General features: G+C 44.2%; 16 protein-coding genes and 2 other annotated features. Of the genes, 2 read left to right on the top strand and 14 right to left on the bottom strand.

Going from position 1 to position 14,109, the window contains the following annotated elements:
* Positions 1-23: 23 nt before the first annotated feature.
* The 3 genes from polX to zapA form a co-directional block, all read right to left on the bottom strand.
* On the bottom strand, positions 24-1,736 hold the full coding sequence (gene polX / locus ACXQIQ_RS18245) for a DNA polymerase/3'-5' exonuclease PolX (protein WP_439300962.1): 1,713 nt from the start codon (positions 1,734-1,736) through the stop codon (positions 24-26).
* A gap of 128 nt (positions 1,737-1,864) precedes the next feature.
* The gene (locus ACXQIQ_RS18240; RefSeq protein ID WP_439300963.1) at positions 1,865-2,413 is read right to left on the bottom strand and encodes a CvpA family protein; all 549 of its coding nucleotides are present in this window, start codon (positions 2,411-2,413) and stop codon (positions 1,865-1,867) included.
* A gap of 4 nt (positions 2,414-2,417) precedes the next feature.
* Complete coding sequence (gene zapA / locus ACXQIQ_RS18235; RefSeq protein ID WP_226546727.1) at positions 2,418-2,663, bottom strand: cell division protein ZapA; 246 nt, start codon at positions 2,661-2,663, stop codon at positions 2,418-2,420.
* 289 nt (positions 2,664-2,952) lie between these two features.
* On the opposite strand from zapA, the gene rnhC reads away from it, so the two are divergent.
* Entirely contained in the window at positions 2,953-3,900 is a 948-nt protein-coding gene (gene rnhC / locus ACXQIQ_RS18230; protein WP_439300964.1) for a ribonuclease HIII, read from the top strand.
* Positions 3,901-3,937: 37 nt separating this feature from the next.
* Here the strand turns inward: rnhC and pheT are convergent, their stop codons facing one another.
* The 3 genes from pheT to ACXQIQ_RS18215 all read right to left on the bottom strand — a co-directional run bounded on the left by pheT (position 3,938) and on the right by ACXQIQ_RS18215 (position 8,936).
* A complete protein-coding gene (pheT, locus tag ACXQIQ_RS18225; RefSeq protein WP_439300965.1) occupies positions 3,938-6,370 on the bottom strand; it encodes a phenylalanine--tRNA ligase subunit beta in 2,433 nt (810 codons plus the stop codon).
* A gap of 201 nt (positions 6,371-6,571) precedes the next feature.
* Positions 6,572-7,606: a phenylalanine--tRNA ligase subunit alpha gene (gene pheS / locus ACXQIQ_RS18220; protein ID WP_439300966.1), complete on the bottom strand. Its 1,035-nt coding sequence runs from the start codon at positions 7,604-7,606 to the stop codon at positions 6,572-6,574.
* Between the two features lie 259 nt (positions 7,607-7,865).
* Positions 7,866-8,105: a binding site (T-box leader), on the bottom strand.
* Between the two features lie 69 nt (positions 8,106-8,174).
* On the bottom strand, positions 8,175-8,936 hold the full coding sequence (locus tag ACXQIQ_RS18215; protein ID WP_439300967.1) for a TrmH family RNA methyltransferase: 762 nt from the start codon (positions 8,934-8,936) through the stop codon (positions 8,175-8,177).
* Positions 8,937-9,076: 140 nt separating this feature from the next.
* Here ACXQIQ_RS18215 and sspI point away from each other — a divergent pair, with 140 nt between their 5' ends.
* Positions 9,077-9,283 carry a small acid-soluble spore protein SspI gene (gene sspI, locus ACXQIQ_RS18210; RefSeq protein WP_226546732.1) on the top strand — a complete coding sequence of 69 codons (207 nt, stop codon included), beginning with the start codon at positions 9,077-9,079 and terminating at the stop codon, positions 9,281-9,283.
* Between the two features lie 49 nt (positions 9,284-9,332).
* Here sspI and ACXQIQ_RS18205 read toward each other — a convergent pair whose 3' ends face one another.
* The 8 genes from ACXQIQ_RS18205 to infC form a co-directional block, all read right to left on the bottom strand.
* Positions 9,333-10,418: a M42 family metallopeptidase gene (locus ACXQIQ_RS18205; RefSeq protein WP_439300968.1), complete on the bottom strand. Its 1,086-nt coding sequence runs from the start codon at positions 10,416-10,418 to the stop codon at positions 9,333-9,335.
* Between the two features lie 37 nt (positions 10,419-10,455).
* A complete protein-coding gene (locus ACXQIQ_RS18200) occupies positions 10,456-10,956 on the bottom strand; it encodes a dUTP diphosphatase (RefSeq protein ID WP_439300969.1) in 501 nt (166 codons plus the stop codon).
* 97 nt (positions 10,957-11,053) lie between these two features.
* Positions 11,054-11,626 (bottom strand): TVP38/TMEM64 family protein, encoded by a 573-nt coding sequence (locus ACXQIQ_RS18195; protein WP_439300970.1) that lies wholly within the window; start codon positions 11,624-11,626, stop codon positions 11,054-11,056.
* 42 nt (positions 11,627-11,668) lie between these two features.
* Positions 11,669-11,926, bottom strand: a complete 258-nt coding sequence (locus ACXQIQ_RS18190; RefSeq protein WP_439300971.1) for a DUF1294 domain-containing protein — start codon at positions 11,924-11,926, stop codon at positions 11,669-11,671.
* Positions 11,923-12,228 carry an HNH endonuclease gene (locus ACXQIQ_RS18185; RefSeq protein WP_439300972.1) on the bottom strand — a complete coding sequence of 102 codons (306 nt, stop codon included), beginning with the start codon at positions 12,226-12,228 and terminating at the stop codon, positions 11,923-11,925. Before ACXQIQ_RS18185 ends, ACXQIQ_RS18190 begins: the two co-directional genes overlap by 4 nt.
* 383 nt (positions 12,229-12,611) lie before the next feature.
* Positions 12,612-12,971, bottom strand: a complete 360-nt coding sequence (gene rplT / locus ACXQIQ_RS18180; RefSeq protein WP_439300973.1) for a 50S ribosomal protein L20 — start codon at positions 12,969-12,971, stop codon at positions 12,612-12,614.
* Between the two features lie 82 nt (positions 12,972-13,053).
* Positions 13,054-13,242 carry a 50S ribosomal protein L35 gene (gene rpmI / locus ACXQIQ_RS18175; RefSeq protein ID WP_439300974.1) on the bottom strand — a complete coding sequence of 63 codons (189 nt, stop codon included), beginning with the start codon at positions 13,240-13,242 and terminating at the stop codon, positions 13,054-13,056.
* A gap of 65 nt (positions 13,243-13,307) precedes the next feature.
* Entirely contained in the window at positions 13,308-13,817 is a 510-nt protein-coding gene (infC, locus tag ACXQIQ_RS18170; protein WP_226546739.1) for a translation initiation factor IF-3, read from the bottom strand.
* Between the two features lie 80 nt (positions 13,818-13,897).
* Positions 13,898-14,031, bottom strand: a sequence feature (ribosomal protein L20 leader region).
* Positions 14,032-14,109 lie beyond the last annotated feature (78 nt).

Here is a 14,109-nt window from a genome sequence, read left to right as displayed (position 1 = left end):
GGTGAGCCTCCTGTAACATTCCTTTACTTATGTCGGTTCAGAAAAGCACGGAAATCCTCCAACGTATACGTATTCAAAACGTTTTCCTTCCGAAGCAATGCTGCTTGACCGACTTTGATACCGATGTCCATATGCTCCAGTGTTTCATGGACATGGGCATCCGTATTGATCGATAGCTTGACACCTTTCTCTTGCGCTTTCGCTAACCATGCTGGTGCCAGATCCAATCGATTCGGGTTCGCATTCAATTCAAGTGCCGTATTTGTCTCCGCTGCCTTTTCAATCAGTTCATCCACGTCCACGGCATATCCATTACGACGACCGATGATACGTCCAGTCGGATGTGCGATCAAATCGACATGCGGGTTGTTCAGCGCTGTGTCCAGTCGCTTCATGATCGTTTCTTTGCTTTGAGAAAAGGAAGAATGGATGGAAGCGATGACAAAATCCAACTGTTCCAGCAGTGAGTCCTCATAATCTAACGTCCCATCTGGTAAGATGTCCATCTCGATGCCGGAAAGAATCGTAAAGTCGTCCCATTTTTCATTCAATCTCTTAATCTCTTCTTGTTGCTGCATGATCCGTTCTGGCGTCAGTCCATTTGCGACAACGAGGTATTGAGAGTGATCCGTGATGACGATATGGCTATATCCTTGGCTACGAGCAGCCTCAGCCATCTCCTCGATAGAGTTGGCACCATCACTCCAGGTTGTATGCATGTGGAGATCACTCTTGATATCGCTTCGCTCAATATATTCAATCTTATCTTTGAAAAGCTCAAGCTCTTCTTTCCCTTGACGAACTTGTGGGGGGATGAAGGTTAGCCCGAAATGTCCAAAGAATTCTTCTTCCGTTTTGAAAGTGGTGATTTCACCTGTCTCTGCATCCTCTACACCATACTCACTGATTTTTTCAGAGCGTTCTTTTGCTAGCTGACGCATCTTGACGTTATGCTCTTTTGATCCGGTAAAATGATGCAAAGTCGTCGCAAATTCTTCAGGTTTGACGAGTCGGAAATCTACCGAAATATCATAGTCATAAGTGACGACAACCGAGACTTTCGTTGACCCGGATGCGATGACATTCGTGACATTTTCCAAGTCTTCCAAACGTGGAACGACTTTGTCTGGTGTCGTCGTCGCTATGATGAAATCGATATCTTTGATCGTTTCGCTATATCTACGAATGCTACCCGCACGTGAAAAACGCTCGACACCATCAATGTGGTCCAGCTGCTCTTCAATGCGGTCTGCGATTGGAAGCATCATGGCAATCGGGAGACGCTCAGGTCTTTTACCATAATCCTCTATCGCTTCTAGGATCTTCTCTTCCGTCTTTTTACCGAAGCCTTGCATCGCTTGTACTTTATTTTCCTCACAAGCCTCTTTTAAAGATTGGAGATCCGTTACACCAAGCTCATGGTACAGACGGGAAATCTTCTTCCCACCAAGACCCGGTAGATTCAATAGGGCAATCAGACCGTCAGGCAACTCCTCTTTCAACTCTTCCAGCAAGGAAGATTGTCCTGTTTCAATGATTTCCTCAATGACAGATAAGGTACCTTTCCCAATCCCTTTCAGATTGCCAATATCCTCAATTTCATCAAGCGTTCTTGAATCACTTTCTAACGCTTGAGCTGCTCTGCGATAGGCCGAAACTTTGAAACTGTTTTCACCTTTGATTTCCATATATAAAGCAATCTGTTCCATCATTTTTATAATCAACTTTTTGTTCATAAAAAAAGCACTTCCCATCCGTCGAATTTGTATACGAGGTCACCATGAAGAATCAGAAGCGGCTGTACCCCCTATTCAAGAATGTAGAAAAAGGATAAGTCTCCTTATCCTTTGAACTTTTTAAATCATCAAATTTTTGTATTGATCTCCGCTATCCAGATACTCTTGATTTTCTCAGAGAAAACCGGCGTATGTTCCACCATCGCCTTTGCTATGAATGAATCGGACATGGCGGATTGTATGGAATCGAGCGGTACTAGCGCTGCGATATACAAGAATAGGAAGATGACGAGATACACTTCTACAAATCCGAGTACACCACCAAGCCAGCCGTTGATTGTCCGTAAAATTGGCAGGTCAGCCAAGAAATCCAACATGGATCCTAAGATTTGTAGGAGTATTTTCGTTCCGAAAAACAGCATCGCGAACGCGATTGCACGGTAGTAGGCATCTTCCAAAAAGCCTGAATTCATGAAAATGGCTAATGAGCTGCCCTCTGAAATCGTCGGGTATGGAACCCACAAGCGTAGTTTTGGAGCTAGATCATCAAAATACAGATAGGCAACGATGAAAGCGGCAATGAATCCTGTTAAATGAACGAGTTGAAGGATCAAACCTCTACGTAACCCAATTAAGAAACCGACAATTAAAACCCCTATTAAAAGTAAATCGACCATCCTTTTATTCCTCTTTCTTTCCCTCTAACTGTTTCACTCTTTCTACCAGTTTGAGATAATCATTCGTAATGTTGACCGCTGTTAGAACGGCAAGTTGTTTCGTATCTAGATTGTTCGTTTGGTGACGGATCTCTCTCATTTTTTGATCGACCAGGTCCGCCACTTTATTAACGTGCCCAGCCCCCTCTTCACCAATGATTGTATATTGTTGACCGAATATATGTACTGTCGTTCGATTTTGGTTAGACACCCAAAAGCCTCCTAACTCGTAAATGACTAATCATTATCTTAACATGAACAGGTAAGAATGAGAATAATGAGACTTTTGCTCTTGACATATTTTAACATAAAGTTCGTCGATCGAATGAAGTTGATTTTTTAAAAATCAACACGGTCCTACAAAGATTAACATAAGTCCTCTTCTATTTTACTGAATATGTCATTGGCAAATCAAGTTAAATTCGATTCCCGCTGAGCTTCTTGCTTCGTTATAATGAGGGTATGGCACTAATTACATAGGAAATTGAAGGTGAAATGGAATGGCAAATGCCGTATTGAAACTGAGTAAGACTAAAATAGATGAAATCCAAAATGCTTATGAACCCTACATACAACCGAAAGTCCCTCAAGGAGGGCTTTTCGTCGCGAAGGTCAATGGATGTACGGTCACGGCCTATAAATCAGGTAAAATCCTCTTTCAAGGTCCAGCCGCTGAAGAAGAGGCTTCCCGTTGGGGTTCTATCGAAAAAGACAGCAAACCAAGTTCTGACAAGAAACGGAAGAAGCATGCCTATCTACCACCTGAAAATGTTTCGTCCATGTCCTTGATCGGCTCAGACGAAGTCGGAACGGGAGACTTCTTCGGACCGATCACAGTCGTTGCAGCTTTTGTGTCCAAAGAAAATATGGCTTTGGTCAAAGAGCTTGGGGTAAAGGATTCCAAAATGATGAAAGACCCTCAGATCATTGAGATTGCAAAAAGTCTGATCCAAACGATTCCATACAGCTTGATGGTCCTGCCGAATCCGAAATATAATGAACTTCAAGCAAAAGGATTGTCACAAGGGAAAATGAAAGCGATGCTTCATCAGCAAGCGATTCGTAAAGTATTTGATAAAATTTCTGATACAGAAGATGTAGAAGGCGTGTTGATCGACCAATTTTGTGAGCCAGAGGTGTTCTTCAGACATACGAACCAACAGCCAGGCGATAACCTTCCTTTCTTTTTTGAAACGAAAGCAGAGGAATTGCATTTAGCTGTTGCTGCGGCCTCCATCATCGCTCGTTATGCCTTTTTGAAAAAGATGGATGAATTGTCTGAACATGCAGGCGTCACTATTCCTAAAGGAGCGGGACCTCTTGTAGATGAAGCAGCTGCAAAGATCGTCATGAGAAAGAGCTCGGATTTCTTGAAAAGCATCAGCAAATCCCACTTTGCAAACACTCAAAAAGCGATGAAGCTTGTGAATCAAAAGCGCAAAAAATAAGGGTAGACGACGGATTACGGTCATCTACCCTTTCTATTTATCCTCTCATTGTTGCATTGAATTGGTCTTTCACATAGTCGATCACTTTGTGGTGGACCTTTTCAACATCTTCATCCGTTAACGTTTTTTCAGGGTTGTAGTACGTAAGTGAATACGCCACGGATTTTTTGCCTTCATCCATATGCTCACCTTCGTAAAGGTCGAAGATGGATACTTGTTTCAGCAAGTCTCCTCCAGCAGCTTGAATCCCTGCCTGGACTTCACCCGCTTGCACATCCTGATCCAGAATCAGTGCAATGTCACGGGTAATGGATGGGTAACGCGGGAGGGCGTTGTAAACCACTGGTGGTACGTCCGCTGAGAACAATTCATCCAGCTCAAGTTCGAACAGATACGTTTCTTTGATGTCCCAATCTTTCTGATCCGCTGGGTGCAATTGACCGACGATTCCGATCTGCTTCCCATCGAGAAGAAGAATCGCCGTTCTACCTGGATGGAATCCTTCACGTTTAGCTTGTTGATACTCAATACGCTCGTTCAATCCAAGCTTTTCAAACAGACCATCGAGCACACCTTTCACAACGTAGAAGTCGACTGGCTTCTTCTCTTGTTGCCAAGGGTGTGTATGCCATAGCCCAGTGAACGCTCCTGCGAGCTTCTGATGTTCATTCGGTAGACTCTTCAGGTTTGATTCCTCTGTCATGTAAGTCGAACCAACTTCAAATACCGCGACATCGTTGATTTGGCGATTTTGGTTGTATTGGACGACCTCTAACAGTTGAGGTAAGATCGTACGTCTCAAAACAGCACGTTCTTCGCTCATCGGCATGGAAACCCCAACATAAGCAGGTTGGTCTTCCGTTGTCAATCCGTGATAACGGTTAGCTTTTTTCTCTGTCGTCAAGGAGTACGTAATCGCTTGATAGAGACCTGAGTCTTGAAGATAACGACGTACAAGACGACGCTTCTTCTGAGCAGGATTCAATTCCCCTGGAGTCGTTGAACCTTCCGGAAGAGTCGTCGGAATTCGATCATAGCCGTAAATTCGTCCGATTTCTTCAATCAAATCTTCTTCCAACGTAATATCCGGTCGTCGCGCTGGAATTTCCACATTGAATACGTCTTCTTCTACTTCATAAGAAAAACCAAGGCGGTTGAAGATCTCGTGGATATCTTCCGTATGGATGGATGTCCCCAACACTTTGTTTGCACGGGTACCGCTGACCGTGACGTTGTAATGATCGACATATCTTGGGCCCGCTTCGACCATACCTTCCAGTACTTCTCCACCTGCAAACTCTTCAAGTAGTTGAGCAGCACGGTTAGCTGCTTCATATACTCTGTTTCGATCGATTCCCTTTTCAAAACGAGTCGATGACTCACTTCGTAGTCCAAGATCTTTTGATGCTTGACGTACAAGTGACGGATTGAAGTAAGCCGCTTCAAGCAACACAGTTGTCGTCGTATCAGACACTTCAGAATCCGCGCCACCCATCACACCTGCAACTGCGACTGGCTCAGAACCATTCGTAATGACAAGGTGATGCGCTTCCAGTTTCCTCTTCTCGTCATCCAATGTAACGATTTCTTCCCCATCTTTCGCACGGCGAACGAGGATCTCTTTGGAACCGAAACGATCGTAGTCGAAGGCATGTAACGGCTGACCGTACTCGAGCAATACATAGTTCGTGATATCAACTACATTGTTGATTGGACGGATACCAGCTGCGATCAGACGATTTTGCATCCATTCAGGAGATGGACCGACCTGGATGTTCCGAATCACTTTCGCCCCATAGTATGGATTGTCTTCAAGGTCTTCAATGTTCACAGAAATGTAGTCTGATGCAGACTCGGTTGTTTCGGATAAAGTGGGCTTCGGCAAGTTCAGTTGTTTTTCAAGCACCGCCGAAACTTCGTGAGCCACCCCTACCATATTCAAGCAATCCGCACGGTTCGGTGTAAGTCCGAGTTCAAGAATATGATCGTCTAGATTCAGAGCCGCAAGCGCGTCCGATCCGACTTCTGCATCTTCTTTTAGAACATAGATGCCATCAGCGAACTCTTTCGGCACCATTTTCGCATCAACACCAAGCTCTTCAAGAGAACAGATCATACCATGAGAGGCTTCACCACGGAGCTTCGCTTTTTTGATTTTAAAATCACCTGGTAAGACTGCGCCGACTTTCGCGACAGCAACCTTTTGACCTGCAGCGACATTTGGAGCACCACAAATGATTTGGACCGGCTCGTTTTCACCGATGTTCACTTTACACACGTTCAATTTATCAGCGTTCGGATGTTGCTCGCATGCTTCCACATGTCCGACGACAACACCAGAGATCCCTTTGTTCAAGGATTCGACGCCTTCAACTTCTATTCCGCTTTTCGTAATGCGATCTGCAAGCTCATCTGGCGTGACACCTTCCAGATCGACGTATTCTTTCAACCAATTATAGGATACTAACATGATTTCACTCCCCTTGATTCATCAGTTCATTTTCACTACTTCAATTTCAATCTAAGTTTAAAAAGAGGACAAACAGAGCAGAGAAGTTCGAGGCGCGGAAGCCACGAGGACCGGAACGTAGATTGCAACTACTTGAGGACCGGAGTGGAAACACAACAAAGAAATTCGATAGCTATGTTTACCGCACTTTTTAAACAACAACTAAGCTCGTTTGAATTGTTCTAGGAACCTAACATCATTCGCATAAAAATGACGGATATCATCGATGCCGTATTTCAGCATGGCGATTCGTTCTGGTCCCATTCCGAATGCGAATCCTGTGTACTCTTTGGAATCGAATCCTGCCATTTCAAGTACGTTCGGATGTACCATTCCAGCACCTAATATTTCAATCCAGCCTGTACGTTTACAGATCGAGCAGCCTTTACCGTTACATTTGAAGCAAGATACATCCACTTCTACCGATGGTTCAGTGAACGGGAAGAAGCTCGGACGTAAACGAATTTCTCTCTCTGCACCGAACAACTTTTGAGCGAACAACGTTAACGTACCTTTCAAATCACTCATACGGACATCTTTATCAACGTAAAGCCCTTCAATCTGCATGAACTGATGGGAGTGTGTCGCATCATCTGTATCACGGCGGTATACCTTACCAGGGCTGATGATTTTGACAGGTCCTCTTCCTTCATGCTTTTCCATCGTACGCGCTTGAACCGGTGACGTTTGCGTACGAAGCAAAATGTCTTCTGTAATAAAGAAGGAATCCTGCATATCACGTGCCGGGTGATTCTTCGGTAAGTTCAATGCTTCAAAATTATAATAGTCCGTCTCTACCTCAGGACCTTCTGCAACAGAGAAGCCCATTCCGATGAACAAGTCTTCAATTTCTTCAATGACAGCCGTAAGAGGGTGTGCATTCCCTTTACGAACCGGGCGTCCCGGTAATGTCACATCGATGGTCTCACTACTTAGCTTCGCATCGAGCGCTTCTCTTTCAAGCTTTTCCTGCTTTGTTTCGACTTTCTGAGTGATGGCGTCACGCACCTCATTGGCGAGCTGACCCATTTTCGGTCGCTCCTCTGCCGGAAGTTTCCCCATTCCTTTCAACACTTCCGTAATCGGGCCTTTCTTTCCTAAATACTCGACACGGATATCCTGCAATTCTTTCAGTGAAGCTGCTTTCTCAATCTTCTCTACAGCCTCACCTTGCAAGGTCATCAAACGTTCTTGCATAACAGTTCCTCCTTTATCCTTCTTAAAAAATGAATTCAAAAATAAGTCCAAACTTACACGTATTTCACCCTGGCTAATCTAAAACCTAGTACAACCTCGAATAATCCTCATTGCTCTCCTATCCAAAAAGTTTTTTGTGAGTGGAACGAACGGTCTCTTGAAGTATGTGAGTCATCGTCAAACTTGTTTGTAAGTGACTCACCATACGGAAAGAGACGATAGGAGAGCAAAAATGAAATTAAAAAAACCTCCGCCCCCACAAAGGGACGAAGGTTTCGCGTTACCACCCTAATTAACAATCACAAAAAAACACAATTGTTCACTTCATCATTTAACGGATTTCCCGGCACAATCTTAGCTCATCGCACAACACGACCAGTGTTCGAAAGGCAACTCCGGACTGAATTCCATTACCTCAACCATAAGCATGCTCCCAGTCTATGGCACGCTCTCCCTGAAAGGTGACAAATAATGTACTACTTTCCATCATCGTTTTTCATATCTTATCCAATTGTTTTCTACTACTGTATTATAAAAGTTCCATTTCGTTCATGCAACTATTATCGACCTATTGGCTCAACTTTAAACCATACAGCAAGATACCAGCCGCAACCGCTACGTTCAACGACTCTGCTTTTCCATAGATCGGCACGTATAGATTCTGATCCGTCTGTGCCAACAGATCTGGATGGACACCATTAGCTTCATTCCCTAAAATCAGCGCGTATCCACCGTCCGGTTTTTCATCAGTATAGGGAACGCCACCTTCCAATGCAGTGCCATATACTTTGATTCCTTTTTCTTTTAACGTCGGAATCCAGTCGGTCAAATCACCCTTCAGGATTGGCATGTGGAAAATCGATCCTTGTGTGGAGCGGAGCACTTTGCTGTTATAGACGTCTACACTCCCTTGACCGAGTATGACGCCATCTGCCCCCGAACTGTCTGCCGTACGGATGATCGTTCCGAGGTTTCCTGGATCTTGTATCCCATCAATTAAAATGTATGTACCCTCCGGATTCAGTTCATGCTTTTCTTGTTGGAATTGGACAATCGCCACAATTCCTTGAGGCGTTTCCGTATCCGTCAGTTCTTTGATGACGGAATCCGTCGCGAGCCAGGTCGTCACATTGCCCGTATGCCATTCATGCGGTACACGGAAAGACTCTTCGATGATCAAGTCGGTGACTTCAGCATGATGGTTCAACGCTTCCTCGATCAGATGAGGACCTTCAATGATAAAGGCACCTGCTTTTTCCCGACCTTTACGGCTCTTCAACTTCTTCCATTCTTTCACTCGTCCATTTTTTGGTGATGTAATTCGATTCATGGCCTTCATTCCTTTAATTCCTCGAAATAATAATGATATTATACGTCAATCTGATACATAATCCAATGAAACTGGATAAAAACTATCAACATACAAATGCTATGAGCAATACTCCAATTACAAATAAGAGGTGAAAAGGTATGGATTTGAACTTAAGAAAAGCGGTTTTGGCCAACGTTTCCGGTAACAGTCATGATGAACTGGAAAGCACGATTATGGAAGCAATCAAGAGTGGCGAAGAAAAAATGCTCCCTGGTCTCGGCGTACTGTTTGAAGTCATTTGGCAGAATGCCGATGAGAATGAGAAGAATGAACTGCTTGAAATCTTGTCAGAAGGACTTCAATAACCCATACATCCATAAAAAAAGGACCTCAGCTGCAGGTCCTTTTTTCGTATTAACATTGAATGATTTTTTCAACCTGCTTCTGATCAAGTCCTTTGATGATCTCGACCATCAAGCGCACCGCATTCTCATAATCATCACGGTGGATCATGGAAGCATGCGTATGGAGGTATCGAGTCGCAATGGTGATGGATACTGCTGGTACTCCATCGTGACTGATGTGGATATTTCCTGCATCTGTTCCCCCACCTGCAGTCGTGTCGATCTGATAAGGGATGTTGTTCTTTTCCGCTGTTTCGAGCACGAAGTCTCTTAATCCACGGTGGGCAATCGTTCTTGCGTCATATATGATGATTTGAGGACCTTCACCTAGAACGGACAAGGCATCACGGTCAGTCACACCCGGTGTATCACCTGGAATTCCTGTATCAATCGCAAAGGCAATGTCCGGGTTGATAAGGTTCGCAGCGGTCTTTGCACCTCGTAAACCGACTTCTTCCTGAACGGTTCCGACGCCATAAACCGTATTCGGATGTTTGATTTTTTTGAGTTGGCGCATCGTATCTATGACGATCGCACAACCGATCCGGTTATCGAATGCTTTGGCAAGCAACATTTTCGGATTGCTCATCACGGTAAAATCAAAATAAGGAATGACGGAATCCCCCGGCCTCACACCGAATCCCATCGCTTCGTCCTTGCTTCCCGCTCCAATATCGATATACATATCTTTGATCGGCATCGGTTTCTTACGTGCTTCCGGCGAAAGAATATGCGGCGGTTTCGATCCGATCACTCCGACCACATTGCCTTTTTTAGTTTTTACCGTAACCCGTTGCGCCAGCATGACTTGACCCCACCAGCCTCCGACCGTTTGAAACCGAAGGAAACCTTTGTCGTCGATTCTCGTGACCATGAATCCGACCTCATCCAGGTGCCCTGCCATCATGATGCACGGTCCATTCTTCGACCCTTCCTTCTTCGCAATCAAGCTACCCAGGTTGTCGCAATATACTTCGTCCGCGTACGGCTCTATGTATTTGCGCATCACTTCTCGTGGTTCCGATTCATCGCCCGGAATCCCTTTTGCATCGGTCAGTTCTTTCAGCATGGTAAGTGTCTCGTCTAATTTGTTCATGAAGATCCTCCTGATGTCTGTACGTTATCGTTATGGATTAATACCCTTGATCTTGACGAGAATGGTTCACTTCATTTTTAGATAAATAGGCTTCGTTAATCTCTTCAGAAGTGAATCCTAATAAACGCCCGATCATCAGATAGTCTTCCATTAAAGTGACGTAATTATTGACATCCTCACGATTGTTTTTCAAATTCGTAAGGTCTTCATACACTTTCAGGAATGCATCGACAAGGTTTTCTTGTACCAGTTCCGGCACCTGCATTTGTTGCGGTACATCGTACGGAAGGATCAGTCCGAGAGACAGGAGGAAGTGGATGCCATCCACAAACTCTTCTAGTATGACACTTCGTTCAGAAGGAGCCTTTGAACTCCAGAATTTAAAGCATCTCGTTTCATTTGCGAGCTCTCCAAGTTCGACCTGAAGCGCAAGTATCTTTTTATCGACCAAGTCCTCGTTCTCAAGACCTCGTTCTCGTTCTATTCTTCGATCCAATTCATTCTGCATTTCAAATAAGGATTGTAGCTTCAAATTCATGCTGATTCCCCTTTCTGATCTAGCTGTTAAAAGTATATCAGTGATTGCAGGTCGTTTGAAAACAAAAAGAAAGAGACGGAATCGGTTCCGTCTCCTTTTACCGTGCTTCAGCAAAGAACTCCTGCCATTTGTAGACCCATTCCTTTCGCCTCAATGCATAGAATAGAACGGCGAGGATAAAGAGTAGGGTTAGCATCCACTGAACAGTGAGTTGGTTGAGCCAGCTTCCTACCGACGTGTAAACAATCGCGAGCGGCACATTCGTGAACACTGAAGCTCTTGTATAATCTTTAAAATTGCGGGTGATTTCAATCAAGCAAAGTGATATGAGATGAAAATGGAGAAAAGGCACAAGTCGTAAAATCGTGATCTGACCGAATGAAAGGGTGGAGCGTTTACCGAACCATCTTTCCTTCAGTTTCATAAACCTGCTGTACGACTTCGGAAGCGACTTCACTAAAAAATAGAAATACAGGCTGACAAGTGTAATGCCAATTAACGAGTAGATCGTACCGAAAATGACACCGAAAGCTACCCCACCTAATATACAAATGAAGCCGACAGGTATGAACAGAAATTGCCGTAGAATGTGCAGGAAAATAAATAGGATTGGGGCTAATGCACCGCTTGCGCCAAGCCAGTGGATGAGTTGCATCGCATGCTGTTCCATCTACATCCCCCCATTTACAATGATATGAGTATGACCGATGGATTAGACGTACCAATAGAAATAGAGGATCGCTTGAAGCGCGATGATCGCAGGTACGCCGTATTTAAAAGTAGCATGCTTCGTCTTGTGACGGAACAAGCGCATTCCGGTGAATATGCCGACGGCTCCGCCTATGATGGCGACAATCCAGAGGTGTCCTTCCGAAATTCGCCACTGCTGCTGTCTCGCTTTTCTTTTGTCCATGTACATGATGATGAGTCCGTATAGATTGAGTGCTATGAATATAGTAAGTATGATCATCGTTTGCCTTTCCTTTTCTTAGCGTTGGATTTACGGGTGAGTGGGATGGCTGATGAAGGCTTCTTGCGGATCCACTTGATGTATTTATGGATTTTTTCGTTTGCTCTAAGCGACTTCAAGTCCGGGTATAAGGTGGCCAGTTCCTCATTTGTAAAAAGAGCATGCACCTGCTTATGGCAAGGAATGCAGAGCTGGGCCGTTTCTCCGAAAGTTCCACCATATTCACGCGGAACAAGGTGATGCTCGGTCGTTTGTACACCTTCTCGACCGCAAAGCTCACATGTAGTAGCCGTCTGACCCATCCGATCACCTCCGTCTAAGGAATATAGCCTTGTTAGTACGCCTATCCAAGCCGCTTTCTGTCCTTCATTTTCGGATTTCAGCATTTTCGAGGATAGAAAGAGCCTCTTACTGTCCTCCATTTTGGGAGTTCAGCATTTTCGAGGATAGAAAGAGCCTCTTGCTGTCCCTCATTTTAGGATTTCAGCATTTTTGAGGATAGAAAGAGCCTCTTGCTGTCCCTCATTTTAGGATTTCAGCAGTTTTGAGGATAGAAAGAGCCTCTTGCTGTCCCTCATTTTAGGATTTCAGCATTTACGAGGACATAATTGCTCTCGAAACCCAACCCCATTGTTATGTAAAAAGAGGATTGACTCTAATAGTCAATCCCCTCATTTTGAAAAGTTTACGCCTTTAGGCTGTCTTTTGCTTTAGATGCAAGTTCTGCGAATGCTTTTTCGTCGTTGATTGCAAGTTCAGCTAGCATCTTACGGTTAACGTCGATTCCAGCTTGCTTCAATCCGTGCATCATGCGGCTGTAAGAAATTCCGTTCATACGAGCTGCTGCGTTGATACGTGTGATCCAAAGCTTACGGAAATCACGTTTCTTTTGACGACGATCACGGTACGCATAGCGTAGTGATTTGAATACTTGTTGCTGAGCAACTTTAAATAATTTATGTTTTGCTCCAAAATAACCTTTTGCAAGTTTTAAGACGCGTTTACGACGACGACGTGTTACATAGCCACCTTTTACTCTTGGCATTGTAATCCCTCCTAAATTTTTCAGTAAAATGTTTAAGTTCGAACGGGTTCAAAAGTCAGCGGATGACTTTTGAATTTCCGATTTAGATCATGTCTTTGATGCGCTTGTAGTCACCTTTAGAAACAAGAGCAGATTTACGAAGCTTACGCTTTTGCTTTTGAGACTTGTTTCGGAACATGTGGCTTGTGAACGCGTGTGCACGCTTCAATTTACCAGTTCCAGTTTTCTTGAATCGCTTAGCAGTCCCTTTATGAGTTTTCATTTTAGGCATAATAAAGTTCCTCCTTTGAATACTTGTACATCCTCTGGTCCGTTAGAACTGTTCGTAGCAGACAGTTATTGCTGCTTTTCAGCAAGTGGAGCAAGGATTAAAAACATGCTACGGCCTTCCATCTTCGGCTTGGATTCGATTGTTCCAAGTTCTTCGCACTCTTTTGCCATTCGCATGAGCACTTCACGTCCAAGCTCGGAGTGAGTGATCGCACGACCGCGGAAGCGGATGGAAGCTTTGACTTTGTTTCCTTTTTCAAGAAACTTTTTCGCATTTCGAAGCTTTGTATTGAAATCGTGTTCTTCAATATTCGGACTTAGACGAACTTCCTTCGTCGTAATCGTCTTCTGATTCTTACGCGCTTCTTTCTCTTTCTTCTGTTGCTCGTAACGGTACTTACCGTAGTCCATGATTCGGCATACCGGTGGTTTCGCGTTAGGGGCAACAAGAACAAGATCCAAGTTTGCGTTTTGAGCAATTTCAAGTGCTTCTTGACGAGATTTCACGCCAATTTGATCACCATTGGCGCCAATTAGGCGTACTTCGCGAGCGCGAATGCCTTCGTTGACCATCATGTCCTTACTAATAATGAGCCACCTCCATCGATTTTTACAACCTAATATCTTCTTGTAAAAAGCAATCTATTTTTTAAAACCAAATAGAAAAAGCGTCGGCGCATACCACACCCACACTGAAAGTTCGATCTTTTTGGAGATCTCGTTCATTGTACCTGCCAGCTGCACGCAAGTGCGCCAATCAGGTGAGAAGCGGGTGCTTCTGCTTTTACAAGAATATTCGATTATTATCACATTAGAATCATATCATCGATGCAACACAGTGTCAAGTTCGTGACCTGTGCTCAATTCA

This window comes from Pseudalkalibacillus sp. Hm43, assembly GCF_054170705.1.
Note: the sequence above shows the minus strand (reverse complement) of the source record. Positions and strands in the feature narration are given on the sequence as shown.

Coding starts and splice junctions, on each gene's coding strand:
- polX (WP_439300962.1), bottom strand. CDS start 1,736: ATGAACAAAAAGTTGATTATAAAAATGATGGAACAGATTGCTTTATAT.
- ACXQIQ_RS18240 (WP_439300963.1), bottom strand. CDS start 2,413: ATGGTCGATTTACTTTTAATAGGGGTTTTAATTGTCGGTTTCTTAATT.
- rnhC (WP_439300964.1), top strand. CDS start 2,953: ATGGCAAATGCCGTATTGAAACTGAGTAAGACTAAAATAGATGAAATC.
- pheT (WP_439300965.1), bottom strand. CDS start 6,370: ATGTTAGTATCCTATAATTGGTTGAAAGAATACGTCGATCTGGAAGGT.
- pheS (WP_439300966.1), bottom strand. CDS start 7,606: ATGCAAGAACGTTTGATGACCTTGCAAGGTGAGGCTGTAGAGAAGATT.
- ACXQIQ_RS18215 (WP_439300967.1), bottom strand. CDS start 8,936: ATGAATCGAATTACATCACCAAAAAATGGACGAGTGAAAGAATGGAAG.
- sspI (WP_226546732.1), top strand. CDS start 9,077: ATGGATTTGAACTTAAGAAAAGCGGTTTTGGCCAACGTTTCCGGTAAC.
- ACXQIQ_RS18205 (WP_439300968.1), bottom strand. CDS start 10,418: ATGAACAAATTAGACGAGACACTTACCATGCTGAAAGAACTGACCGAT.
- ACXQIQ_RS18200 (WP_439300969.1), bottom strand. CDS start 10,956: ATGAATTTGAAGCTACAATCCTTATTTGAAATGCAGAATGAATTGGAT.
- ACXQIQ_RS18195 (WP_439300970.1), bottom strand. CDS start 11,626: ATGGAACAGCATGCGATGCAACTCATCCACTGGCTTGGCGCAAGCGGT.
- ACXQIQ_RS18190 (WP_439300971.1), bottom strand. CDS start 11,926: ATGATCATACTTACTATATTCATAGCACTCAATCTATACGGACTCATC.
- ACXQIQ_RS18185 (WP_439300972.1), bottom strand. CDS start 12,228: ATGGGTCAGACGGCTACTACATGTGAGCTTTGCGGTCGAGAAGGTGTA.
- rplT (WP_439300973.1), bottom strand. CDS start 12,971: ATGCCAAGAGTAAAAGGTGGCTATGTAACACGTCGTCGTCGTAAACGC.
- rpmI (WP_439300974.1), bottom strand. CDS start 13,242: ATGCCTAAAATGAAAACTCATAAAGGGACTGCTAAGCGATTCAAGAAA.
- infC (WP_226546739.1), bottom strand. CDS start 13,817: ATGATGGTCAACGAAGGCATTCGCGCTCGCGAAGTACGCCTAATTGGC.